This is a genomic window from uncultured Luteimonas sp. (assembly GCF_947492465.1).
Taxonomy (GTDB): domain Bacteria; phylum Pseudomonadota; class Gammaproteobacteria; order Xanthomonadales; family Xanthomonadaceae; genus Luteimonas.
Genome location: NZ_CANLNF010000009.1, coordinates 22,685 through 47,031, shown reverse-complemented (window position 1 = coordinate 47,031; position 24,347 = coordinate 22,685). Strand labels below are relative to the sequence as shown.

Below are 24,347 nucleotides of genomic sequence, written 5' to 3'. Positions count from 1 at the left end.
GCCACCGCGATCCGCCACTGCCGGACCGCGCCGCCCGCGCCGCATCGCCGGATTAGTGCACGTCCCTCCAGTACTCGTTCTTCATCAGCCAGGCCAGCAGCGTGAGGAACGACAGGAACAGGATCACCCACACGCCCAACCCCTGGCGCTTGAGCGCGGCCGGCTCGCCGGCGTACTCGAGGAAGGCGGTGAGGTCGCGCACGGTCTGGTCGAACTCGGCCGCACTCTGGGTGCCCGGCGAGGAGATTTCCAGCCGCTCGACCACCGGGTCGCCACCGCCCTCCGCCTGCTCGGCATAGACGGCGTGCTGCAGGCCCTGCTGCTTCCAGAACGGATTGGGCATGGAGGCGTTGGGGAACAGGGTGTTGTTCCAGCCAAGCGGGCGCGTTTCGTCCAGGTAGAACGACTTCATGTAGGTGTAGACCCAGTCGCTGCCGCGCACCCGGCTCACCAGGCTCAGGTCCGGCGGGACCTGCCCGAACCAGCGGCTCGCCTGTTCGGCCGGCATCGCCGAGACGATGTGTTCGCCGAACTTGGCGCCGGTGAGGTTGAGGTTGGACATCACCTCCTCCTCGCTCAGGCCCAGGTCCTCGGCCATGCGCGAGTAGCGCAGGTACTTGAGCGAGTGGCAGCCCGCGCAGTAGTTCATGAACAGCTGCGAGCCGCGCTGCAGCGACGCACGGTCGCTCAGGTCGGTGCCCGCGTGCTGGAGGTCGCCGCCCCCCGCGGCCAGCGCGGAGAACGACAGCAGCATCGCGCCGGCGAACGCCGCGACGCGGGTGATGAAGGTCTTAGTCATGCGTCGTCACCCGATCCGGCACCGGCTTGGTCTTGTCCCAACTCGTCCACAGCGGCATGGTCAGGAAGAACAGGAAGTAGAAGGCGGTCAGGAACCGGCCGACGATGGTCTCGACCGGATCCGTACCCGGGCCGGCGCCGATCTTGCCCAGCCAGATGAAGCTGATCGCGAACAGGCCCAGCAGCACCTTCGACAGCAGCCCGCGGTAACGGTAGGACTTGACCTTGGCGCGGTCCAGCCACGGCACCGCGAACAGGATGGCGATCGCGCCGAACATCACCAGCACGCCCGACAGCTTGTGCGGCACCACGCGCAACATCGCGTAGTACGGGGTGTAGTACCACACCGGCTTGATGTGCGCGGGCGTCACCAGGCGGTTGGCCTCGGTGAAGTTGTCGTGTTCGAGGAACCAGCCGCCGAACGCCGGGGCGAAGAAGATGATGAAGGCCGCCACGATCAGGAAGAAGCAGACGTAGAAGCTGTCCTTGACCGTGTAGTAGGGGTGGAACGGGATGCCGTCGGCCGGGGCGAGCTTGGACCAGCGGTTGCCCTTCGGCCCCTTCTTGATCTCCACGCCGTCGGGGTTGTTCGACCCGACCTCGTGCAGCGCGCCCAGGTGCAGCACCACCAGCAGCAGCAGCACCAGCGGCAGCGCGATGACGTGCAGGGCGAAGAAGCGGTTGAGGGTGGCATCGGAAGGCAGGTAGTCGCCCATGATCCACTCGGTCAGGCCGTTGCCGATCACCGGGATCGCGCCGAACAGCGAGATGATCACCTTGGCGCCCCAGAACGACATCTGGCCCCAGGGCAGCACGTAGCCCAGGAAGGCCTCGGCCATCAGCACCAGGTAGATCAGCATGCCCAGGATCCACACCAGCTCGCGCGGCTTCTGGTACGAGCCGTACATCAGGCCGCGGAACATGTGGATGTAGACCACGATGAAGAACAGCGAGGCGCCGGTGCTGTGCATGTACCGGATCAGCCAGCCCCACTCCACGTCGCGCATGATGTACTCGACCGAGGAGAAGGCTTCCGCCGCGCTCGGTTTGAAGTGCATCGTCAGGAAGATGCCGGTCAGGATCTGGTTGACCAGCACCACGATCGACAGGACGCCGAAGATGTACCAGATGTTGAAGTTCTTCGGAGCGTAGTACTCCGACATGTGCTTGCGGTAGAACGGCGAGAAGCCCGGCGCACGCAGGGTGAACCAGTCCAGCAGGCCATTGGTGGTGCGTTGGATCATGTTGGCCATGTCATGCCGCTCCCGGATCGACGCCGACGACGATGGTGTTGTCGTCCGCGAAATGGTGCGGCGGCACCACGAGGTTGGTCGGCGCAGGCACGCCCTGGTAGACGCGGCCGGCCATGTCGAACTTCGACTTGTGGCAGGGGCAGAAATAGCCGCCCTTCCACTCCGGGTCGAACGGGGCCGGACGGATCTCGGCCACCATCTCCGGCGAGCAGCCCAAGTGCGTGCACAGGCCCACCAGCACGGAGATCTCCGGCTTGAACGAGCGCAGCTGCGGGCTTTCCTGCTGGATGTAGCCAGGCTGCTGGTCGGCGTTCTCCGAATTCGGATCGCGCAGCTCGCCATCGAGCGTCGGCAGCGCCGCCAGGATCGCGCTGGAGCGCCTGACGATCCAGATCGGCTGGCCGCGCCACTCCACGATCAGGCGCTGGCCGTCCTGCAGGGCGCTGATGTCCACCGTCACCGGCGCGCCGGCGAGCTGGGCGCGGGCACTGGGGTTCCAGGACTTGATGAACGGCACGGCCGCGAAACCGGCCCCTACCGCGCCGACCGCCGCCGTGGTGGCGGTCAGGAATCTGCGCCGGCCCTGGTGGTCGGGCGCCCCGTCTTCGGGGTCGAATACCGCTTCGTTGGCCATCCGGCTCTCCGCGAAACTGCTTAGGTAGCTGATTTCTGAATGTGGCTGCCGCGTGCGCCCCGTCCCCGGAGGCGGACGCGCAAAGAACGCCGAAGTGTAGCGGAACGCTGAATGCGGCGACAACGCCTGCCCATCCGTGACCACTGCTTTCCCTTGCCGATCAGCCGTTTGCCGGGGTTCGCCGTAAGCGTCGCGACACGCCCGCGGAGCCCGCGTGGTGGTACTGCGCGCGGGCTTGCCGGGCGCGGCGCGGTAAAGCCCGGGTTCGCGCACGCAGCCAGGCCGATGGAGCGTGGCGGCCGGTGCGCGGGGGGGCGGGGCAACGTGCGATCGCGGCGCGTGCCCTTGTCGCGCAGCGATCTGCCTGCCACGCATCACTGCCCGCGTGCACGGGCACGCAGGACCGGCCGGGTACGAAGTCGGCGCAGCGCGTTCGATCCGGGAGCCGCAAACTCGCGGAGGGTGACCCGTCGGCCGCACGGATCCGCGGACATGCCCACCGTCAGCGACGGGACCCAGCGACGCGGCTTACCGGGCGGCGACGTGCCCGCGGTAGCGTTCGGCCAGCTGCGCGACGCGCACGACGTAGCGCTGGGTCTCGCTGTAGGGCGGGACGCCCTTGTGCCGGTCGACCGCGCCTTCGCCGGCGTTGTAGCCGGCCGCGGCCAGGGTCAGGTCGCCATTGAAGCGCTTGAGCAGCCAGGCCAGGTACTCGACCCCGCCGCGGATGTTCTGGCCCGGGTCGTAGGCATTGGTGACGCCGAAGCGGCGCGCGGTGGCCGGCATCAGCTGCATCAGCCCCTGCGCACCGGCGCGCGAGAGCGCATTGGGATTGAAGGCCGATTCGGCATGCATGATCGCGCGCACGATCGCCTCCTCGACGCCGAATTCGGCGGCCGCCGACCGCACCTCGGAGGCGAAGGCCGAGGTGTTCAGGCGCACGTTGCCGAAGTTCACGCCCGGCAGCGGAGCGCAGGCGTAGCAGGTCTCGAAGAAGCTGTAGTTGATCGTGCGCACCGCGCTGGCGCCCGCGCCGCGGGGGCGCTGGCTGGTGTAGTGGCGCACGCCGTCCTTGACGTAGGAATACACTTGGCCCTGCTGCAGCCGGCGCGTGGACTGCGCCGGCGCCGTCGAAGCGACCGCGACCGGGCGCGCCGCCGCGGCAGGCGCCGCGCCGCTCCCGCCCATGAAACTGGCCGGCGGGTTGTTGTGGATCGTCGCGGGCGAGCCGGCCACGCGGCTGGCCGGGGACGCGCTGCCCGCGCCGGGCGCTGCGGCAGGCCGGGCCGCGGGTCGCGACGGCGCGCTGCGGTAGTTGCTCACCGCCACGCAGGCCGCGCCCTTGACCCGCTTGCTGACATAGCTGCGGGTCCCGTCGCTGGTGTCGCAGCGGTAGATGGTGCCCGCCCACGCCGAAGAGGCCGGCGCCAACAGCGCCAGCCCGACGATCGCGATCAGTCCCCGCCCCCCTTTCATGCGCGCAGTGTCCACTCTTGCCGCCCGTCTGCCAAGTCCTTGATTGTTAAACGGCGCACGGTTTCGAAAGCGGACGCGGCAAACGGCCTGGCCCGCGAGCGCCTACACTGTCGCGCCCCTGGGGTCGCTGCCCATCAGCGCGCCCGGACGCCGCGACCGGCCTGCCCCGGCAGACCGATCCGCCGCGACGTCCCGGACGGCCGGGCGGCCGCCCGCTCCCACCGCCATCCGGCCCGGAATCCCCGCCGCGCCCCCGGAAACGCCATGATCGAACTGCCCGTCCTCCCGGATACGACCGACGCCCTCCCCGCCGCCGCCCCGGGCGCCGCGCGCGGCAAGCTCTTCATCCAGACCCACGGCTGCCAGATGAACGAGTACGACTCGGCGCGCATGGCCGACGTGCTGGCCGCCAGCGACGGCCTGGAGCTGACCACCAACGTCGAGGAAGCCGACGTGGTGCTGGTCAATACCTGCTCGATCCGCGAGAAGGCGCAGGAGAAGGTGTTCAGCCAGCTCGGCCGCTGGCGCGTGCTCAAGGAAAGCCGGCTCAAGGCCGGCGGCCGCGACGTGATCATCGGCGTCGGCGGCTGCGTGGCCTCGCAGGAGGGCGAGGCGATCGTCAAGCGCGCCCCCTACGTCGACCTGGTGTTCGGGCCGCAGACCCTGCACCGGCTGCCCGAGCTGATCCGCGCCCGCCGCGAACTCAAGCGGCCGCAGGTGGACATCAGCTTCCCCGAGATCGAGAAGTTCGACCGCCTGCCCGAGCCGCGCGCCGAAGGCCCGAGCGCCTTCGTCTCGATCATGGAGGGCTGCTCGAAGTACTGCAGCTTCTGCGTGGTGCCCTACACCCGCGGCACTGAGATCAGCCGGCCGTTCGAGGACGTGCTGGTGGAAGTCGTGCAACTGGCCGGCCAGGGCGTGCGCGAGGTCAACCTGCTCGGCCAGAACGTCAACGCCTACCGCGGCGCGATGGAGGGCAGCGACGAGCTGGCCGACCTCGGCCTGCTGATCCGCACCATCGCGCAGATCGACGGCATCGACCGCATCCGCTTCACCACTTCGCACCCGCTCGAGTTCAGCGATTCCCTGGTGGAGGCCTACCGCGACGTGCCGCAGCTGGCCAACTACCTGCACCTGCCGGTGCAGTCGGGCAGCGACCGCATCCTGGCGGCGATGAAGCGCGGCTACACCGCGCTGGAGTTCAAGCAGAAGCTGCGCCGGCTGCGCGAGGTGCGCCCGGACATCTCCATCAGCTCGGATTTCATCGTCGGCTTTCCCGGCGAGACCGACGCCGATTTCGAGAAGACGATGAAGCTGATCGAGGACGTCGGCTTCGACCAGTCGTTCTCGTTCATCTACTCGCGCCGCCCGGGCACGCCGGCGGCCGACCTGCCGGACGATGTCTCCGACCAGGTCAAGCATGCGCGGCTGTCGCGGCTGCAGGCGGCGATCAACGCCAATGCCGCCCGCATCTCGCAGGCGATGGTCGGCAGCGTGCAGCGCGTGCTGGTGGAAGGGCCCTCGCGCCGCAGCGCCGAGGAACTGACCGGCAAGACCGAGAACATGCGCTCGGTGAACTTCCCGGCGCCGCCGCGGCTGGTCGGCCGGTTCGTGGATGTCGTGATCACGGCCGCGATGAGCAATTCGCTGCGCGGGCGCGTGGCTGGCAGCGCGGACGAGGTCTAGCCGCAACGCCGCCTGCGCAACAGGCAGTCCGCGCAGAGGCCGCACAGGGAGACCGCACAGGCCGGTTGGCCGGATGCCCTGCCGCGCGCGACGGACGATCCAGCGGACGTGCGCCGCTCAGGGCGGATCGAGCCGCCACAGGGTGCGGCCCTGGGCGCCGTCGAGCACCCACCAGCGGCGATCGGGCGACACCAGCACGGCCTGCTTCACGCCGGCGCCAGCAGGCAGGCCAACGCTGGCAAGCCGGGCCGCCAGATCGTCCGGGTCCGGGCGCAGCGGCTGCAGCGATGCGCGACCCAGCGGCGCGCCGCGATCGGAGTGCGCGTCGGTGACGTTGGCCGGCAGGCGCTCGATACGTTCCTCCACCACCGCGCACTGCCGGTCGAGCCAGACCTGCCGTCGCAGCATGCCGACGCCGTCCGAATGCGAGTAGGCGGCCACCACGGCGCCTGCGTCGTCGACCGCGAGCAGGCGGTCGGCCTCCACGCCTTGCGCGCTGCACGCCCACGCGCCATCGCGCCACAGCTGCGGCACATCGGCGATGACCCAGAGCGCGTCGTCGGGGGAGAAGCCGAGGTCGGACACCCAGCTGCCGACCGGCAGGCGCGTCTGGCCGGCATCGCGGTCGAGCGCACGCAGGCGCACCTCCTCCCCGGCCGCCCACGCCAACGTCGGCTGCGCGGGATGGAACGCGACCGCGCCCGCCCCCTGCAGCGGTCGCGGATCGACGAGCTGCGCGCCGGCCTGCTGTCCAACGGCCTGCTGCGTGTCGGCCTGCTGGACAGGCACCCCGGCGGGGCCGGACTGCGGCACCGCGCGCTCGCCATTGCCCGAGGCCGTGCATGCGGCGAGCGCTGCCGCCAGCACGCAGCCGGCGACGACGTGCAGGCACGATGCGCGGGCATCGGCTCGATGCGGAAGGAAGTGCGTCATGCGGCGCGAGTGTGGCAGATCGCGTGGGGGCTCACGGCTGCTGGCCGATCCCCATGCGGTCCCAGACGCCTTCCAGCCCATCGCGACGATGCACGCCGATGAAGTCGCCGGCATCGCTGGCGCCGAAACCGGGGTGGTATTCGACATGCGGGCGGTCGGGATTGCGCCAGCGCCCGCCCCAGGTCAGGTCCTGGCTTTCGGCGATCTCGCCGTAGCGCGTCCAGTTGCCGTCGTCCGGCCAGGACGGCTGTCCCTGCGGCGTACTGATGACGACGTCGGCGCCGAGCCCGTAGTTGTGCCAGGAGTGACCGCCGCGCGCGCCGGTCACCCGGTTTCCCGGCTCGGTACGGCCCTGCGCGTACAGCGCGTCCTGCTGGGCCACGGTCCGGTAGACCAGGTCCATCTGCATCGCGAGCCCTTCCTGGCGGGTGCGCACCAGGGTGTCCTTCACCCGGTCGGCGAAGTCCCGATTGACGTTGGCATCGTCCAGCCGGCCGCGACGGTCGGCCGGATGCAGGTCGAGCAGGGTCTCCAGCTCGCCGTCGACGGTCTCGCGCAGCTGCACGCGCGCACCCAGGTCGGTGTAGACGTTGCGCGTGCCGGGTTCGCCTTCCAGCTGCACCACGCCATCGTTGGTGATCGTGCCGGCGGTCCGGCCGTCGGCGTCGATCAGGGCGCCGCGGTCGATGGAGAAGGTCTGTCCGGCGATGGTCAGGGTGCCCGCGTCGGGCGAGACCAGCGTGTGTGCGCGCGCCGGATCCACGCCCAGCGTCTGCGCGATGCGGCCCTCCACCCAGGCGGCCGTGGCGGCGTTGGGCGCGGCCATGAAATCGTCCAGCGCCTGGACCCGCTGCGCGTCGCTCAACACGTAGCAGTCGAGGTTCGCGGCCAGCCGGTCGAGCGCCTGCAGCGCCTGCGGATGGCTCGCCAGCCCGGTGCGGATCTCCTGTTCGCGCCGGCTGGCTGCGGTGTCGACCAGGCTCGCCAGCGCGTCCGAAACGGACAGGCTGCTGGTCGAGTCGATGCCATGGTCGCTGCCGGTGGTCATCGTGCGCCTCCCTGATCCCGAATGCCGCGCCCGCGATGGACGTCGCCGACAGCAGGCTAGCGGCGCGTGCCACGTCGCGGCAGCTGGGGCCGACCCCAGTTGCCGATGCGCAACGACGGGCAACGCGACGCGCGCACGGCGCCGGATGCGCGCTCCGGCGCCAACGCTTCAGTCCAGCCGCTTGCGGAAGCGCAGGATCGCCAGCGTCATCGTGGCCGCGGTGAACGCCAGCAGCGCCAGCACGCCGGGCCAGAGCTCCTGCAGGCTGGCGCCGCGCAGCATGATTCCGCGCACCAGGCGAAGGAAATGGGTCATGGGCAGCAGTTCCGCGCCCCACTGCACCACGTCCGGCATGCCGGCGAACGGGAACATGAAGCCGGAGATCAGGATCGACGGCAGGAACACGAACATGGTGATCTGGATCGCCTGGAACTGCGTGCCGGCGCGGGTGGAGATCAGCAGTCCCATCGCGAGGTTGGCCAGGATCAGCAGCAGCGAAGCGACATAGACGTCCAGCAGGCTGCCGCGCAACGGCACGTCGAACATCCAGATGCCCAGCGCCAGGATCAGCGTGGTCTGCACCAGCCCGATGACCGCGTACGGCAGCACCTTGCCGATCATCAGCCCGGCGCGGGTCAGGGGCGTGGCGATCAGCAGTTCCATGTTGCCGCGTTCGCGCTCGCGTACCACCGCCATGGCGGTGAACATGGTCATCGTCATGGTCAGGATGATGCCGATCAGGCCGGGCACGATGCTCACCGCCGAGCGCCGCTCGGGGTTGTAGAAGCTCACCACCTCGATCTGCGCAGGCAGGGCCTGCGCGCGGCGGCCGTTCACCTGTTCCAGCGGCAGCTGCGCCAGCTGCACGGCCGCGGCCTGCACGACGGTGTCGGTACCGTCGACCATCACCTGCACCGCGCGCCTGCCATCGGCCAGGCGCCGTTCGTAGTCCGGCGGCAGCACGATCGCCGCGCTGATGCGCCCCCGCCTCAGCTGGTCCATCGCCTGCGCCGGGCTGTCGCCGACGCCGGTGATCTCGATGATGCCGGTGGCGCGCATGTCCATCACCGCCGCGCGCGAGGTCGCGGTGTTGGCCTGGTCGACGATCATCGCGTCGAGGTTGCGCGGGTTGAAATTGATCGCGTAGCCGAACATCAGCAGGTCGATCACCGGGATCGCCACGATCAGCAGCATGCTGATGCGGTCGCGGCGGAGCTGGCGCAGCTCCTTGAGCACGACCGCCCACAGCCTGCGCCATGACTTCATGGCCCGGCTCCGTCTTCGGCGCGTCCGCGGGTGGCGGCCACGAACACGTCCTCGAGGTTGGCTTCCGACGGCAGCACTTCGGCTTCCAGCGCGGCTTCGTGCAGCGCGCGCGTCACCGCCTCGGCGCCGTCGTGGCCGGGCGCCGACAGCACCCGCAGGGTGTTGCCGATCTGGGCCACGCTCAACACCCCGGGCAGGCCGGACAGCAGGCGCTGGACGCGGCGGGGGTGGACTGCGCGCACCTCGACGCTGCGGCCACGCAGATCCGCTGCAAGGCGGCCGGGCGCGCCGTCGGCGACCAGCGCGCCGCGGTCGAGGATGGCGATGCGGTGGCAGCGCTCGGCCTCGTCCATGTAGTGGGTGGACACCAGCAGGGTGGTGCCGGCATCGGCCAGCTCGAAGAGTTTCTCCCAGAAGTCGCGCCGCGATTCGGGATCGACCGCACTGGTGGGCTCGTCCAGGAACAGCAGTTCGGGCTTGTGGATTACCGCGCCGGCCAAGGCCAGGCGCTGTTTCTGTCCGCCACTCAGGGTGCCGGCCAGCTGCCGGTGCCGGTCTTCGAAGTGGTACAGGGCCAGCAGCTCTTCGACGCGCGCACGCGCCTCGCTGCGCGGCAGGCCGTACACCGCGGCGAGGAACTCGAGGTTCTCGCGCACGGTGAGGTCCTCGAACAGCGAGAACTTCTGGGTCATGTAGCCGGTGCGCATGCGCAGTGCGTCCGCCTGCTCCGGGATCTTCAGGCCCAGGACTTCGATCTCGCCGCGGGTGGGCGTGAGCAGGCCGCAGAGCATGCGGATCGTGGTCGACTTGCCCGAGCCGTTGGGACCGAGGAAGCCGTAGACGTGGGCGCGCGGCACGGTCAGGTCGACATGGTCCACCGCGGTCAATGCGCCGAAGCACTTGACCATGCCGCGTGCGCGGATGGCGACGTCGCGATCCGCGTCGTCCGCGGTGGCGGCAGCCGTTCCGGCATGCATCACGGCTGGAATTCCACCCGCAGCGGCAGCCCGGCCGGCAGCTCGGCCACGCCCTCGCCTTCCAGCTCGACCTCGGCCAGGTAGCTCAGACGCGCGGCGTCCTTGCCGGTCAGCGCATAGTAGGGAGTGAAGGTGGGCTCGCTGCGGATCATGCGCACGCGGCCGCGATAGCTGCGCCCGCCGTCGGCGCCGAGATGGACCGTGGCGACATCGCCGACCGCGACCTGCATGCGCAGCGGCTCGGGCACGTACACGCGGGCGTAGGGCGCGTCGCCGACGAGCATCACCGCCACCGGCGCGCCGGGCGGCGGCTCGTCGCCCAGCCGGTACGGCAGGCTGTCGATGCGGCCGGCGCGCGGCGCCAGCACGTCGAGCTTGCCGGTGGTCACCGACTGCGCGCGCAGCTGCGCCTGCGCGGCGGCCAGCGCGGCCTCGGCCTGGGCGATCTGCTCGGGGCGGACGCCGCGCTGGAGTTCGGCCAGCGCCGCGCGGGCCGCCGCGACCTGGGCGTCGGCGCTGGCGGCGGCCGCGCGCGCCCGATCGACTTCGGCCGCGGCCACCAGTTGCCTCGATCCCAGCGGCTGCAGCCGCGCCGAGTAGGCGCGCGCATCGCGCGCCTGCGCCTGCGCTGCGGCGAGATTGGCGCGCAGCTGGGCGATGTCCTCGCTGCGTGCGCCGTTGCGCAGTTCTTCCAGCACCTGGCGCTGGCGCGCGACGTCGGCCTCGGCCGCGGCCAGCTGCGCATCGCCGCGCGACGACTCCAGGCTGAGGATGCGCGCGCCGGCCTCGACCCGCTGGCCTTCGCGCACCACGATCTCGGCGATGCGTTCGGCGGCCGGCGCCGGCAGCGCGATGCGATCGTATTCCAGCGTGCCCAGGGCCTGCGGCGGCGCCTGCCGGCAGCCGGCGAGCAGCAGCAGGGCGACGGACAGTGCGGCGGCGCACAGCGCGCGCGACGGGGTGCAGACGGTCATTCGGGCAGCTCCAGCCCGCGCAGGAGCAACGCAAGCGCGTGGTCGCGGATATCGTCGATGCCGAGCGATTCGCTGTCGAAGATCTGGCGCCAGATCGGCGTGCCCGCGGCCGGAAACAGGGTCAGTCCCACCACCGACACCATCAGCAGGCGCGGATCGAGCGCCGGATTGAGCCGGCCGGCAGCCTGCTCCGCGGCAAAGCGCGCCGCCAGCACGCCGGCGATCTGCGGCGCCAGCCGCTGCGCCAGCAGGTCGCGCAGGCTGCCGCCTTCGCTGACCACCTCGCGGATCCACAGCGGCGCCAGCCAGGCATGGCGACGCACCGCGTCGCATAGTGCGTCGACGAAGGCGCTGAGCACCTCGCGCAGCGGGGCGTCGGGCATGCCCAGCAGGAGGTCGCGGATCCGGGTGAAGACGGGCATCAGCCGTTCGGCGGTCACCGCCTCGCGCAGGCCGGCCGCATCGCCGAAGTAGTAATGCACCAGCGCCGGCGTGACGCCCGCACTGTCGGCGATGTCGCGCAGGCTGGTCGCGGCGATTCCGCGACGCACGTAGCAGGCCAGCGCGGCATCGAGCACCAGGCTGCGGCGGTCGGCATCGTCGGGCGGACGGCCCGGCGCGCGCTGTGCGGTCCGACCGGGGGGAGACGGGCGTTTCGGAGCGGGCTTGCGTTCCATGCGGCAGATATTAATTGCTCAATCAATTAATGCTCGAACACGGCCTGAATGCGAAGCGTCCACCACCCGGCCCGACGGTCGGGTGCGCTACCCTGCCCCGCCTATGGCACACCAGACCCAGCGCGACTTCACCCTCGACCCGGCCGACACCGAACGGCTGGCCAACCTCGGCGGTCCCTTCGACGCCCACCTGCGCCAGATCGAGCTGCGGCTCGGCGTGGAGATCGCCAACCGCGGCAACGTGTTCCGGGTGTCCGGTCCCGACGCGCGAATGGTGGCGCAGGCCGAGCGCCTGCTGCGCGATCTGTACGAAGAGGCCGCCAGCGAAACCTTCGACAGCAACGCGATCAACCTGCGGCTCAACGACGCCAACGTCGACCGCGCCGGCGACACCACGCCGCAGGACGTCGCGATCCGGGTCAAGCGCGGCACCATCCGCGGCCGCGGCGCCAACCAGGCTAAATACCTGCACGCGATCGCCACCCACGACATCAACTTCGGCATCGGCCCGGCCGGCACCGGCAAGACCTTCCTGGCCGTGGCGATGGCGGTGGAAGCGCTCAACGAATCGCGGGTGCAGCGCGTGGTGCTGGTGCGCCCTGCGGTGGAGGCCGGCGAGAAGCTCGGCTTCCTGCCCGGCGACCTCAGCCAGAAGGTCGATCCCTACCTGCGCCCGCTGTACGACGCGCTCTACGAGATGCTCGGCGTGGAGAAGGTGCTCAAGCTGCTGGAGCGCAACGTCATCGAGATCGCGCCCCTGGCCTACATGCGCGGGCGCACGCTCAACGATGCCTTCGTGATCCTGGACGAGGCGCAGAACACGACCATCGAACAGATGAAGATGTTCCTGACCCGGCTCGGTTTCGGCTCGACCGCCGTGGTCACCGGCGACATGACCCAGATCGACCTGCCCAAGCACGTGAAGTCCGGCCTCAAGGACGCGATCGAGGTGCTGCGCGACGTCGGCGGCGTGAGCTTCACCTTCTTCGAGGCCCGCGACGTGGTCCGCCACCCGCTGGTGGCCCGGATCGTCGATGCCTACGACCGTCGCGACGCGGACGGAGCGACCGCCGCGGGGTAGGATGGGTCCATCGGGCGTGGGGACGCCCGCGACGGGGACCCGCCATGCGCACCCTGCTGCTCGGATGCTGCGTCGCCTGTGCGCACGCCCTGTCATCCGCCTCCGCGACCGCAGCGGATGACCCTCCCGCTCCCGCGTTCATCGAACGCACCCATGTCGTCGCCCCGCATCGGGTCGGCGATTTCGTCCTCGAGGCCACCCGCTACGACGCCGGCAACCGCCTGGCGGGGGTGATGCTGCGCTACCTCGTGCCCGGACACGATGAGACGCGCATCGACCTGTTCGTGTATCCGCATGGGCAATCCGGAGCCGAAGAGGCGCTCGACAAGGGCATGGCCGATTTCCACGCCAGCCTGGAGGCGGCCGTGCAGGCGGGTTACTTCCGCGGACTCGTGGCCGTGGATGCCGGGGAGTTCGACGTCGCGCTGCCCGCGGCCTCGACCGCTGTGTCGCCGTCCGTCCCGCACCCGGACGCGGACCATGACCCAGGCCTCGAGGATCCGCCAGGGTCGCTGCCCGTCCAGGACGACTCGCGCGAGGCGCTGCTGGCGTCACTGCCGGCCCGCGCGCCCCGCCACGTCGATGGGCGGGCGATCGAACTGGGCTACGACGCTCCCGGCGCGGGCGAGAACGACTGGTTCGCCATGCGTTCGCGCGGCTACCTGCTCTACCGCCAGCTCCACTTCTTCAAGGGCCGGATCAGCGCGACTGAATCCCGGATCGGCCGGGACGAGTTCACGGCGCTCGCCGACCGCGCCATGCGGGAACTCGTCCCCGCGGTGCAGGCCTACAACGTCGGCGGTTGCGGCGATACGACGATCCACGTCGACTCCGATCTGGAAGAACAGGCGCTGGGGGAGGCGCTGATGCGGCAGCTCGTGGCCGCCGAAATCGGCAGCGCGGCCCGCAACTGCCACCGCACGCTCGACGAGGAGGCGCTGGCCGCCCTGGCGCAGGACGCGGAGATCGTGACGATCGACTACGCGCCCGAGGACTGGGGCGGGCACTGACGCGCGGGCGCTCCGGGCGCGACCGGGCGGTTAGACTGGTCGCCATGACCCAGGGTCCCATCCGTCTCGATATCGCCGTCGGTTACGCCCTCCCGCGCAAGGGCCTGCCTTCGGCGGTCTCGTTCCGGCGCTGGGCCACGGCCGCACTGGCCGGGCGCATCCGCGAGGCCGACCTGGCGATCCGCCTGGTCGGGAGCAAGGAAGGTCGCGCGCTCAACCGCCACTACCGCGGCAAGGACTATGCGACCAACGTGCTGAGCTTTCCCGCCGAGCTGCCCGAGGGCCTGCCGCCGGGCGTCCGCATGCCGCTGCTCGGCGACCTCGTCATCTGCGCACCGGTGGTGGCGCGCGAAGCACGCGAACAGGGCAAGGTCCTGAACGCGCACTACGCGCACCTCACCGTCCATGGCGCGTTGCACCTGCTGGGCTGGAACCACGAGGACAGCCGCGAGGCCGAAGCGATGGAGCAGCTCGAACGCGACATCCTCGCCGGCCTCGGCATAGACGATCCCTACGCCTCCGCGGACCATTAGACCCGACGGAAGGCCGCGGCGAAGCGACCTCGTCGGGCGGCACTGGATACACGCGGCAACGGCAGCCGGGGCCGACGCAGCGACGTTGCAGGGCGTCCGGGCCTACTAGAGGCAGTCGATCAGCGCGTCCATGACGCTGCGCTGTTGCCCGGGCAGCGGCGCGTACAGCGGCGCGTCGACCGCGAGCGCATCGAGCAGCTGGTCGATGCGCGTGCCCGCCCCGAGCGGCATCCGGCACTCCCAGAACGCCCGCTGGACCCCGATCCTGCCGGTCGCCTGGGCGATTTCCTCCTGACTGGCCGCGAACGTCCACACGCACATCCCGACACGGCCGCTGCTGCGGTGCACCGAACAACTGAACCGCAACGGCTGGATGTTGCTGTAGTCGCCCTCGCAGAAGGTATCGCCGCAGATCCAGTCGAAATCGCGCCGCAGGTTGCGCACCAGGGTGAACCAGGCCTCGTACTGCGCCTCGGTCTCGAAGAACTCGACCGCATCGCCGTAGCCGGGACGGTCGGCGGCCAGCGCGGCAGCGGGCACCAGGCAGGCCAGCAGGCCTGCCGCGAGAATGGTCTTGCTGGACATGGACGTCCTCCCTGACGTCGTCGATGAAGTTCCAGCATGGACGCATCCCCCGGCGCGGGCCATCGGTGCTCGCCGCAGCCGCGCGTCGGAAAACTCCGGCCCCGCGTCGGCCCGTGGCAGGCAGCGCGGGTTTTCCCCAGATTGCCCCGCCGCGAATGGGGACAGCACAATCGGGCCATCCCCCATCCGTGCAGGGTTCCCATGGGCGTGTTCGACAGCATCGGCAACGGGCTTTCCCAGGTCGGAGGGGTGTTCAAGGGCGCAGGCGAAACGCTGTGGGAGACCGGCAAGGGCGTGGTCGACCTGGGCGTGGGCGTGGCGAAAACCGGCTACGACCTGAGTGGTGCGGGCCTGGTGACCGACGCCTACGAAGGCCTGACCGGCCAGGACGCGCCGGACTGGCTGCCCTCCGCGCAGCGCGGCGCGGACCGCGTCGAGAACGCGTTCGAGACCGCGGCCACCATCGCCCGCAACCCGGGGCTGCTGGTCGATGCCGTGGTCGAGCCGATCGTGGACGACTGGAACAACGGCAACTACGGCGAGGCGATCGGACGGGGGCTGACCGAGGCGGTGCTGGTGGTCGTCGGCACCAAGGGCGTGGACAAGGCGGCCAAGGGTGCGCGCGTGGCCGATGCCGCGGCGGACACGGCCGACGCCGCGCGTGCGGCGAGCCGCCTCGACAATGCCGCGCCATTGACGCGCGCGCAGGCCGACGGGATCACCGCCCTGCCCAAGGGCAGCCGGCCGGATCCCTCCGAATACCTCTCGCCGCAGTACATCAGCGAGCACCTGGCCCTGTTCGATGATGGCGCCACGCGCTTCCAGCTGCGCAGCGGCCTGGACAAGTACGGCCCCGGCCAGGTGGACGGCACCTCTTTCGTGATGCCGCGCGCCCAGGCCGATGCGCTGCTGGCCAATGCCGGCGGTGACCCTCGCGCGCTGGAACGCGCCCTGGGCCTGCCCGAGGGCCAGCTGGACGGCAACACGCTGATGCGGGTGGACTTCGAGCAGCCCCGGCAGCTGGACCTGCGCGTGCCGTCGGGCAACGAGGCGGGCGCGAACGATCTGTGGATCCCGGGTGGACGCCTGCCCGATGGCAGCGCGGAAGCCGTGATTGACGTTGGCGCGATCCCACCCTCAAGATACACCGCGACCCCGGTCGACCCCTGACGCCACCGGAAACGCCTTGAAATTCAACGATCTGTTCGTCAGCCGCGAGCACCGTTTCTCGCTTGGCATCGAGGAAGGCTCGGGCCGCTACTACCTCTCCATCCCGGTGGCCAACCGGATGGTGGATTACGAGGAGTACTACGAGATCGACCGTGCGGCGTTCGAGCGCTACCGGCTCGATCCTGCGGCCGCCGAGGGGCTGCTGGCCCGCTGCCGTGCCCGGGAAGCGGACGAACTGCTGATCCTGAAGCCCGGCAGCGACCGCGGCGTGGCGACCTGACCGTTGGGTCGCCGGCCCGCAAGCGGCTAGACTTGTCCCTGCCGCCCGCGACGGGCGATTTCGAATCAGACACTTACTGCAATGTCCGAGGACGACAGTAGTAGCGCCTCCGAAACCCCGGAAAAGCGGCGCAGTTGGCTGGAACGGCTCAGTTCGGCCATCTCCGGCGAACCCAGCACCCGCGAAGACCTGGTCGAGCTGCTGCGCGACACCCATTCCGACGGCCTGATCGAGGCTGACACCCTGCGCATGATGGAGGGCGCGCTGGCCGTGTCCGACATGAGCGTCGGCGACGTGATGGTGCCGCGCGCGCAGATGGTGGCGCTGTCGGCCGAGGCGAAGTTCCTCGACCTGATGCGGCAGGTGGTCGAATCGGGCCATTCCCGCTTCCCGGTGCACGGCGAGGACAAGGACGAGATCCTGGGCATCCTGCTGGCCAAGGACCTGCTGCGCGGCGTGGTCGCCGACAACGGTCCGGGCTCGGTCCATGAACTGCTGCGGCCGGCGGTGCTGATTCCCGAGTCGAAGAAGCTCAACGTGCTGCTGCGCGAGTTCCGCCAGTCGCGCAACCACATGGCGATCGTGATCGACGAGTACGGCGGCGTCGCCGGCCTCGTGACGATCGAGGACGTGCTGGAGGAAATCGTCGGCGAGATCGACGACGAGCACGACGATGCCGAGGATCCCGAGGCGCTGATCGCCGCGCAGGCCGACGGGCAGTACGTGGTCGATGCGCTGACCCCGATCGCCGATTTCAACGAGCGCTTCGGCGCCGACTTCGACGACGACGAGTACGACACCATCGGCGGCCTGGTCACGGCCGAGATCGGGCACCTGCCCGAGGCCGGCGAGGAACTGACCCTGGGCCGTTTCGGATTCCGCATCGCGCGCGCCGATGCGCGGCGCCTGCATGCCCTGCACGTGAGCGTGCATGGCGACCACGATGCCGCCTAGCGCCGGCGGCGCGATGGGCGCGATGTGGGGGAACCGGCTTGCCGGGGCGCACATGGCATCGGCGGACCCGGCTGCGCATGCGCCCGTGAACCCGCGCCTGCACCTCGCCGCCATCCTGCTTCTGCTGCTGGCCACGCTGCTGGCGCTGGCTGCGCCGTTGCAGGCCGCGCCGCGCATCGGCGTGGCCACCATGCAGCCGGGCGAGATCTTCTTCGAACGCTTCGGCCACAACGCCATCATCGTCGACGACCCGGCGCTGCCCGAGCCGGTGTCGTACAACTTCGGCTTCTTCGACATGGAGGAGCCCGACTTCGCCTGGCGCTTCGTGCTCGGCGACATGCGCTACCGACTGGTGGCGCTGCCGCTGTCGCAGGACCTGGCCTACTACCGCGAGGTCGGGCGCGGCGTGTCGGTGCAGTGGCTGGACCTGGACCCGGCGCAGGCCCAGGCTCTGTCCGAGGCGCTCGCACTGAATGCGCGCCCGGAGAACGCGGTCTACCGCTACGACTACTTCACCGACAACTGCTCCACCCGCGTGCGCGACGCGCTCGATGCGACGCTCGGCGGCGCGCTCGAACGCCGCCTCGCGAGCCGCTCGCGCGGCAACACCTACCGCGGCGACGCGGTGCGGCTGGCCTCACCGGCGCCCTGGATGTGGCTCGGGTTCGACCTGGGCCTCGGTCCCGCGGCGGACCGGCCCAACTCGCTGTGGCAGGACGCCTTCGTGCCGATGCGGCTGGCCGACGCGCTGTCGGGCATGCGCCTCGACGATGGCCGGCCCCTGGTCATGGACATCGAGGAGGTGCTGCCGCACCGACTGCCGCCGGAGCCGGTGGAGGCACCGCGCCCGTGGTGGCCCTGGCTGCTGGCCGGCCTGGTGCTGGCCGCCGGCGTGCGGGCCTGGGGACGCCGGCGTCCATCGACGGTGGCGGCCGTGGCCCTGCCCTTCTGGGCGCTGGGCGGCGTGCTGGGGCTGGTGATGGCCCTGCTGTGGGGCTTCACCGAACACCGCTTCGCCTGGGCCAACCAGAACCTGCTGCTGCTTTCGCCGCTGGGACTGCTGATGCTGCCCGGCGGCTGGCGGATCGCGCGCGGCCGCGAGACCGGCGCGCTGTTCCGCGTCCTGGCATGGATCCTCGCCGCTGGCGCGGTGGTCGCGCTGTTCCTGCACCTGCTGCCGGTGCTGCCGCAGCGCAACGCGCACTGGATCGCGCTGCTGTTGCCGCTGCACGTGGCGCTGGCCTGGACGTTGGGCGCGCGCAGGCGCCACTGAACATGCAAGGCCGCAGGGGCCCGCGCTGACACGATCTGCGCGGGCTCGCACGATCGGCCGGCCTGGGACGGAATCTTCCAGCCACCCGCGGCAACGCGCAGCTTGCGTCCTGCCGTCGCAAACCTGATCGCCGCTATCGCTCTGCATACGTATGCACGGACCGGCTCGGCGACGCTGTGGCACCATCGAGCGAAGCCGCAACAACGAGGACGCACGATGCCGATCCGCAGCCTGCCCGCCGCCCTGCTGCTGTGCGCGACGGCGGCCACCGCCTCCGCTGCCGCACCGCCGTCGAAGGCCCAGGCCTGTTCGCCCGGCAACGTGCTCTGCGTCGAGCTCGGCACCGACAACGACGGCCGTCCGAGCTATGCGGTACTGCGCGAGGGCCGCGCGGTGATCGCGCCATCGCGGCTGGGCATGCTGTTCACCGACGTGCCGAAGTTCGAGCGCAACCTCGAGATCGCCGCGCAGCGGCAGCGCCGCTTCGACGAGACCTGGGAGCAGCCCTGGGGCGAACGCCGCGAGATCCGCAACCACTACAACGAACTCACCGTCACCCTGCGCGAGCGCTCCGGCCCCCGGCGCGACTTCGACGTCGTGTTCCGCCTCTACGACGATGGCCTCGGCTTCCGCTATGCGTTCCGCGACCAGCCGGGACTGGCGCACCTGAACATCGCCGAGGAACTCACCGAGTTCACCCTGGCCGAGGACGCGACCGCGTGGTGGATTCCCGCCTTCGAATGGAACCGCGAGGAGTACCTCTACAACACCACGCCGCTGCAGCAGGTGGGCGATGCGCAGACGCCGATCACCCTGCGCACCGGCGACGGCCTGCACGTGTCGATCCACGAGGCCGCGCTGGTCGACTATTCGGGCATGAACCTCACCCGCGTCGAGGGGCGCAGGCTCAAGGCCGCGCTCACCCCGGGCAGCGGCACATCGGCGAAGGTCTCGGTGGCCACGCCCTTCAGCACGCCATGGCGCACGCTGCAGGTCGCGCCGCGCGCGGGCGACCTGGTGGAATCGTCGCTGATCCTCAACCTCAACGAGCCCAACCGGCTCGGCGACGTGTCCTGGGTCAAGCCGATGAAGTACGTGGGCGTGTGGTGGGAGATGCACCTGGAGCGCAAGACCTGGGCCTCCGGCGAGAAGCATGGCGCGACCAACGACAACGTGCGCCGCCACATCGATTTCGCGGCCGAACACGGCTTCGGCGGCGTGCTGGTGGAAGGCTGGAACCTCGGCTGGGACGGCGACTGGTTCGGCAACGGCGGGGAATTCAGCTTCACCCGGGCGTATCCCGACTTCGACCTGGAGGCGCTGGCCGCCTACGCGCGCGACAGGGGCGTGGTCCTGATCGGCCACCACGAAACCTCCGGCCACGCGGCGCACTACGAAACGCAGCTGGCCGATGCCTTCGACCTGTACCGGCGCGTCGGCATCCCGGCGGTCAAGACCGGTTATGTCGCCGACGCCGGCCAGGCCAAGGTGCGCGCTGCCGACGGCACCATCGCCTACGGCTGGCACGAAGGCCAGGACATGGTGAACCACCACCAGCGCGTGATCGCCGAGGCTGCGAAGCGTCATATCGCGGTCAACCCGCACGAGCCGGTGAAGGACACCGGACTGCGCCGAACCTGGCCCAACGCGATCACCCGCGAAGGCGCGCGCGGCATGGAGTTCAGCGCCTGGGGCCAGCCGGGCAACCCGCCCGGGCACGAGGCCAACCTGGTGTTCACCCGCCTGCTGGCCGGCCCGATGGACTACACGCCCGGCATCTTCGGCATGCAGACGCGCTCGCCCGGCGGCATCCAGACCACCTGGGCCAAGCAGCTGGCGCTGTACGTGGTGGTCTACAGCCCGCTGCAGATGGCGGCCGACCTGCTGGACAACTACGAAGCCAACCCCGCGCCGTTCCAGTTCATCAAGGACGTGCCGGTGGACTGGGAGACCACGCGCGTGCTCAACGGCGAGGTCGGCGATTTCGTCACCATCGCGCGGCGCGAGCGCGGCGGCGACGACTGGTACCTGGGCGCGGTGACCGACGAGCATCCGCGCACGCTGGAGGTGCCGCTGGACTTCCTGGAACGCGGCCGACAATACAGCGCGCAGATCTATCGCGACGGCGATGCCGCCGACTACCGCTCGCATCGCGAGGACATCGTGATCGAGACGCGCGAGGTCTCGGCCACCGACACCCTGCGCCTGCACCTGGCGCCCGGCGGCGGGCAGGCCATCCGCTTCTCCGCGCACTGAGCCGCGGAAAGCCGGTCGTCGCCACCCGCGCGCGGTTGCCGCTGCGGTCGTGCTGGCGCAGGATGTGGCGATGGAAACCGCCGCCGTCCCGAACCCGCCCAGCGTGATCAACAGCGCCGTCTACGGGCGCGACGGCGTGCGCCGCGACGTGCCGCTGGATGCGATCAGCGACGTGCTGGCCGACGACGACGGCGGCTTCGTCTGGATCGGCCTGTACGAACCCGACGACACCGTGCTGGAAAAGCTCCAGGAGGAGTTCGGCCTGCACGACCTGGCGATCGAGGACGCGCACAAGGCGCACCAGCGGCCCAAGATCGAGGCCTACGGCAACTCGCTGTTCGTGGTGGCGGGCACCGCGCAGGTCGTCGAGCAGAAGATCGCCTTCGGCGAGACCCACGTCTTCTTCGGCCCGCGCTACCTGGTGACGGTGCGTCACGGCGCCTCGCTGTCGTACGCCCCGGCCCGGGCGCGGGTGGAGCGCGAACCGGAGCTGCTGGCGCTGGGGCCGTCGTTCGCCCTGTACGCGGTGCTCGACGCGATCGTCGACAACTACCTGCCGATCGTGGCCGAGTTCAAGAACACCCTGCTGGCGCTGGAGCAGGACATCGTCAGCGAGTCGTTCGAGCGCGCCACCGTGATCCGGCTCTACGACCTCAAGCGCGAACTGACCTACATGCAGGTCAACGTGGCGCCGATGCAGGACGTGCTGTCGCAGCTGGTGCGCAGCAGCAGCCCGCTGGTCCCCGAGGAAGTGCGCCTGTACCTGCGCGACGTGCTCGACCACAGCGTGCGCATCAACCAGACCGTGGACCTGCTGCGGGACATGCTCGGCACCGCGCTGGCGGTGAACCAGGCGCTGGTCACCCAGACCCAGGGCGAGGTAGTGAAGCGGCTGGCCGGCTGGGCAGCGCTGCTGGCCGCGCCGACCCTGATCACCAGCTGGTACGGCATGAACTTCGTGCACATGCCGGAACTGCACGGGCGCTGGAGCTATCCAGTGCTGGTCGCCGGCGTGGCGCTGGTGGTGGGCGTGCTCTACCGCTACCTGCGCAAGGTGCGCTGGCTGTAGCCGGCCAGGGGCCCGGACCAAAGTCGAACCCCGATGTGTGCTGCCGTCATTGGCGTTCCATGCCGGACAGGCGTAAAAGACAGGCAATTCCCCCAAGTCGAGGCACCCCATGAAAGGCGGATTCGGCAAGGTTGTGTGGGCGGCGCTCGCCCTGGTCGGCGCATTCTGCCTCGGTACCGTGGCCCTGCGCCGCGGCGAGTCGATCAACGCGCTGTGGATCGTGATCGCGGCGGTGTCGATCTATCTGGTGGCCTACCGCTACTACGGGCTGTTCATCGCCAACCGGGTGCTCGGGCTCGATCCCACCCGCGCCACGCCCGCGGTGCTGCGCAATGATGGCCTGGACTTCGTGCCGACCAACAAGCACGTGCTGTTCGGCCACCACTTCGCCGCGATCGCCGGCGCCGGCCCGCTGGTCGGCCCGGTCCTGGCCGCGCAGATGGGATACCTGCCGGGCACGCTCTGGCTGATCGCCGGCGTGGTCCTGGCCGGCGCGGTGCAGGACTTCATGGTGCTGGTGATCTCCAGCCGCCGCGACGCGCGCTCGCTCGGCGACCTGGTGCGCGAGGAGATGGGCAAGGTGCCCGGCACCATCGCGCTGTTCGGCGCCTTCCTGATCATGATCATCATCCTGGCGGTGCTGGCGATGATCGTGGTGAAGGCGCTGGCCGAGAGCCCCTGGGGCATGTTCACCGTGATCGCCACCATCCCGATCGCGATCTTCATGGGCGTGTACATGCGCTACATCCGGCCCGGGAAGATCGGCGAGATCTCGGTGGTCGGCATCATCCTGCTGGTCGCGGCGATCTGGTTCGGCGGCGACGTCGCCGCCCATCCGACCTGGGGTCCGGCCTTCACCTTCACCGGCACCCAGATCACCTGGATGCTGATCGGCTACGGCTTCGTCGCCGCGGTGCTGCCGGTGTGGCTGCTGCTGGCGCCGCGCGACTACCTGTCCACCTTCCTCAAGATCGGCACGATCCTCGGCCTGGCGGTCGGCATCCTGATCGTCATGCCCGAGCTGAAGATGCCGGCGCTGACCCAGTTCACCGACGGCACCGGCCCGGTATGGAAGGGCTCGATGTTCCCGTTCCTGTTCATCACCATCGCCTGCGGCGCGGTGTCCGGCTTCCATGCGCTGATCAGCTCCGGCACCACCCCGAAACTGCTGGCCAACGAGCGCCATGCGCCCTACATCGGCTATGGCGGCATGCTGATGGAGTCGTTCGTGGCGATCATGGCCATGGTCGCCGCCTCGATCATCGACCCGGGCGTGTACTTCGTCATGAACAGCCCGGCGGCGGTGATCGGCACCGACGTGGCGAACGCGGCGCAGGTCGTCTCCAGCTGGGGCTTCACGGTCACCCCCGAGGTACTCACCGCCACTGCCGCGGACATCGGCGAGAACTCGATCCTCTCCCGGGCCGGCGGCGCGCCCACCCTGGCGGTGGGCATCGCGCAGATCTTCCACGCGGTGATCCCCGGCGAGGGAATGATGGCGTTCTGGTACCACTTCGCGATCCTGTTCGAAGCGCTGTTCATCCTCACCGCGGTCGATGCGGGTACCCGGGCTGGACGCTTCATGCTGCAGGACCTGCTGGGCAGCTTCGTGCCGGTGATGCGCAAGACCGAGTCCTGGGGCCCGAACCTGCTCGCCACCGCCGGCTGCGTGGCGCTGTGGGGCTACTTCCTTTACCAGGGCGTGACCGATCCGCTGGGCGGCATCAACATGCTGTGGCCGCTGTTCGGCATCGCCAACCAGATGCTGGCCGGCATCGCGCTGATGCTGTGCACGGTGGTGCTGTTCAAGATGAAGAAGGACCGCTACGCCTGGGTCTCGATCGTCCCGACCATCTGGCTGCTGGTGTGCACCACCTATGCGGGCTGGATCAAGATCTTCGACGCCAATCCCGGCGTGGGCTTCCTCGCCCAGGCCAGCCGCTACCGCGACGCCATCGCGCGCGGCGAGCTGATCGCGCCGTCCAGGGATTTCGACGGCATGAGCCAGATCATGATCAACAACTACGTCAACGCGGGCCTGACCGCGCTGTTCCTGCTGGTGGTCCTGAGCGTGCTGTTCTACTCGGTGCTGGCGATCCGCAAGGCGCGCGCCAGCGCGGTGCGCACCGATCGCGAGACGCCGTACGTGGCGCTGACTCCCGAGCAGCAGAAGGCGTACTTCTGATGGCGGGCGCACTGGTCACCCTCGACCACTTCGCCACCCACAAGGTGGTGTGGCGAAGGCTGGTCCAGACGGCGCGGCTATGCTGCGGGGTGCCGGACTACGACAACTACGTCCGGCACATGCTGGAGAAGCATCCCGACCGCGAACCGATGGACTACAAGACCTTTTTCCGCGAGCGGCAGGAAGCGCGTTTCGGCGGCAGGAATGGCTTCCGCTGCTGCTGAGCGGC

General features: G+C 70.0%; 23 protein-coding genes. 12 read left to right on the top strand and 11 right to left on the bottom strand.

Annotated features, from left to right (window positions below; translation table 11 throughout):
* Positions 1 to 52 precede the first annotated feature (52 nt).
* The 4 genes from Q0863_RS16135 to Q0863_RS16120 form a co-directional block, all read right to left on the bottom strand.
* The gene (locus tag Q0863_RS16135; RefSeq protein WP_298580822.1) at positions 53 to 799 is read right to left on the bottom strand and encodes a cytochrome c1; all 747 of its coding nucleotides are present in this window, start codon (positions 797 to 799) and stop codon (positions 53 to 55) included.
* Positions 792 to 2,051: a cytochrome bc complex cytochrome b subunit gene (locus tag Q0863_RS16130; protein ID WP_298580819.1), complete on the bottom strand. Its 1,260-nt coding sequence runs from the start codon at positions 2,049 to 2,051 to the stop codon at positions 792 to 794. Before Q0863_RS16130 ends, Q0863_RS16135 begins: the two co-directional genes overlap by 8 nt.
* A 1-nt stretch (position 2,052) precedes the next feature.
* Positions 2,053 to 2,685, bottom strand: coding sequence for a ubiquinol-cytochrome c reductase iron-sulfur subunit (gene petA, locus Q0863_RS16125; RefSeq protein ID WP_298580816.1), 633 nt, complete (start codon positions 2,683 to 2,685; stop codon positions 2,053 to 2,055).
* A 528-nt stretch (positions 2,686 to 3,213) separates the two neighbouring features.
* The gene (locus Q0863_RS16120; protein WP_298580813.1) at positions 3,214 to 4,161 is read right to left on the bottom strand and encodes a lytic transglycosylase domain-containing protein; all 948 of its coding nucleotides are present in this window, start codon (positions 4,159 to 4,161) and stop codon (positions 3,214 to 3,216) included.
* 264 nt (positions 4,162 to 4,425) lie between these two features.
* Here Q0863_RS16120 and miaB point away from each other — a divergent pair, with 264 nt between their 5' ends.
* A complete protein-coding gene (miaB, locus tag Q0863_RS16115) occupies positions 4,426 to 5,847 on the top strand; it encodes a tRNA (N6-isopentenyl adenosine(37)-C2)-methylthiotransferase MiaB (RefSeq protein WP_298580810.1) in 1,422 nt (473 codons plus the stop codon).
* A gap of 117 nt (positions 5,848 to 5,964) precedes the next feature.
* Here miaB and Q0863_RS16110 read toward each other — a convergent pair whose 3' ends face one another.
* From Q0863_RS16110 to Q0863_RS16085, 6 genes are all read right to left on the bottom strand, one after another.
* Positions 5,965 to 6,780, bottom strand: coding sequence for a hypothetical protein (locus tag Q0863_RS16110; protein ID WP_298580807.1), 816 nt, complete (start codon positions 6,778 to 6,780; stop codon positions 5,965 to 5,967).
* A gap of 31 nt (positions 6,781 to 6,811) precedes the next feature.
* On the bottom strand, positions 6,812 to 7,828 hold the full coding sequence (locus Q0863_RS16105) for a M15 family metallopeptidase (protein WP_298580805.1): 1,017 nt from the start codon (positions 7,826 to 7,828) through the stop codon (positions 6,812 to 6,814).
* A 168-nt stretch (positions 7,829 to 7,996) separates the two neighbouring features.
* Positions 7,997 to 9,094, bottom strand: coding sequence for an ABC transporter permease (locus Q0863_RS16100; RefSeq protein WP_298580803.1), 1,098 nt, complete (start codon positions 9,092 to 9,094; stop codon positions 7,997 to 7,999).
* Positions 9,091 to 10,017, bottom strand: coding sequence for an ABC transporter ATP-binding protein (locus Q0863_RS16095; protein WP_298581001.1), 927 nt, complete (start codon positions 10,015 to 10,017; stop codon positions 9,091 to 9,093). Before Q0863_RS16095 ends, Q0863_RS16100 begins: the two co-directional genes overlap by 4 nt.
* A gap of 53 nt (positions 10,018 to 10,070) precedes the next feature.
* Positions 10,071 to 11,045, bottom strand: a complete 975-nt coding sequence (locus tag Q0863_RS16090; protein ID WP_298580801.1) for an HlyD family secretion protein — start codon at positions 11,043 to 11,045, stop codon at positions 10,071 to 10,073.
* Complete coding sequence (locus tag Q0863_RS16085) at positions 11,042 to 11,722, bottom strand: TetR/AcrR family transcriptional regulator (protein WP_298580798.1); 681 nt, start codon at positions 11,720 to 11,722, stop codon at positions 11,042 to 11,044. The genes Q0863_RS16090 and Q0863_RS16085 overlap by 4 nt, the downstream gene beginning before the upstream one ends.
* A 103-nt stretch (positions 11,723 to 11,825) precedes the next feature.
* On the opposite strand from Q0863_RS16085, the gene Q0863_RS16080 reads away from it, so the two are divergent.
* Genes Q0863_RS16080 through ybeY form a run of 3 tightly spaced genes read left to right on the top strand, consistent with a single transcriptional unit; the run spans position 11,826 to position 14,346 of the window.
* On the top strand, positions 11,826 to 12,803 hold the full coding sequence (locus tag Q0863_RS16080; RefSeq protein ID WP_298580796.1) for a PhoH family protein: 978 nt from the start codon (positions 11,826 to 11,828) through the stop codon (positions 12,801 to 12,803).
* A 44-nt stretch (positions 12,804 to 12,847) separates the two neighbouring features.
* Complete coding sequence (locus tag Q0863_RS16075) at positions 12,848 to 13,813, top strand: hypothetical protein (RefSeq protein ID WP_298580794.1); 966 nt, start codon at positions 12,848 to 12,850, stop codon at positions 13,811 to 13,813.
* A 44-nt stretch (positions 13,814 to 13,857) separates the two neighbouring features.
* Positions 13,858 to 14,346 carry an rRNA maturation RNase YbeY gene (gene ybeY, locus Q0863_RS16070; protein WP_298580792.1) on the top strand — a complete coding sequence of 163 codons (489 nt, stop codon included), beginning with the start codon at positions 13,858 to 13,860 and terminating at the stop codon, positions 14,344 to 14,346.
* Between the two features lie 105 nt (positions 14,347 to 14,451).
* On the opposite strand, the gene Q0863_RS16065 is transcribed toward ybeY, so the two are convergent.
* Positions 14,452 to 14,931 carry a hypothetical protein gene (locus tag Q0863_RS16065; RefSeq protein WP_298580790.1) on the bottom strand — a complete coding sequence of 160 codons (480 nt, stop codon included), beginning with the start codon at positions 14,929 to 14,931 and terminating at the stop codon, positions 14,452 to 14,454.
* 201 nt (positions 14,932 to 15,132) lie between these two features.
* Here Q0863_RS16065 and Q0863_RS16060 point away from each other — a divergent pair, with 201 nt between their 5' ends.
* The 8 genes from Q0863_RS16060 (at position 15,133) to Q0863_RS16025 (ending at position 24,342) form a co-directional block, all read left to right on the top strand.
* A complete protein-coding gene (locus tag Q0863_RS16060) occupies positions 15,133 to 16,101 on the top strand; it encodes a hypothetical protein (protein ID WP_298580788.1) in 969 nt (322 codons plus the stop codon).
* A gap of 16 nt (positions 16,102 to 16,117) precedes the next feature.
* On the top strand, positions 16,118 to 16,381 hold the full coding sequence (locus Q0863_RS16055) for a hypothetical protein (RefSeq protein ID WP_298580786.1): 264 nt from the start codon (positions 16,118 to 16,120) through the stop codon (positions 16,379 to 16,381).
* Positions 16,382 to 16,462: 81 nt separating this feature from the next.
* Positions 16,463 to 17,335, top strand: a complete 873-nt coding sequence (locus tag Q0863_RS16050; RefSeq protein ID WP_298580784.1) for a transporter associated domain-containing protein — start codon at positions 16,463 to 16,465, stop codon at positions 17,333 to 17,335.
* 52 nt (positions 17,336 to 17,387) lie between these two features.
* Positions 17,388 to 18,608 (top strand): DUF4105 domain-containing protein, encoded by a 1,221-nt coding sequence (locus tag Q0863_RS16045; RefSeq protein WP_298580781.1) that lies wholly within the window; start codon positions 17,388 to 17,390, stop codon positions 18,606 to 18,608.
* A 216-nt stretch (positions 18,609 to 18,824) separates the two neighbouring features.
* Positions 18,825 to 20,864: a glycoside hydrolase family 97 protein gene (locus Q0863_RS16040; protein ID WP_298580779.1), complete on the top strand. Its 2,040-nt coding sequence runs from the start codon at positions 18,825 to 18,827 to the stop codon at positions 20,862 to 20,864.
* A 70-nt stretch (positions 20,865 to 20,934) separates the two neighbouring features.
* Complete coding sequence (locus Q0863_RS16035; RefSeq protein WP_298580776.1) at positions 20,935 to 21,933, top strand: magnesium and cobalt transport protein CorA; 999 nt, start codon at positions 20,935 to 20,937, stop codon at positions 21,931 to 21,933.
* Between the two features lie 109 nt (positions 21,934 to 22,042).
* Positions 22,043 to 24,118, top strand: coding sequence for a carbon starvation CstA family protein (locus Q0863_RS16030; protein WP_298580774.1), 2,076 nt, complete (start codon positions 22,043 to 22,045; stop codon positions 24,116 to 24,118).
* Positions 24,118 to 24,342 (top strand): CstA-like transporter-associated (seleno)protein, encoded by a 225-nt coding sequence (locus tag Q0863_RS16025; protein ID WP_298580771.1) that lies wholly within the window; start codon positions 24,118 to 24,120, stop codon positions 24,340 to 24,342. Before Q0863_RS16030 ends, Q0863_RS16025 begins: the two co-directional genes overlap by 1 nt.
* The last annotated feature ends 5 nt before the right edge of the window (positions 24,343 to 24,347 follow it).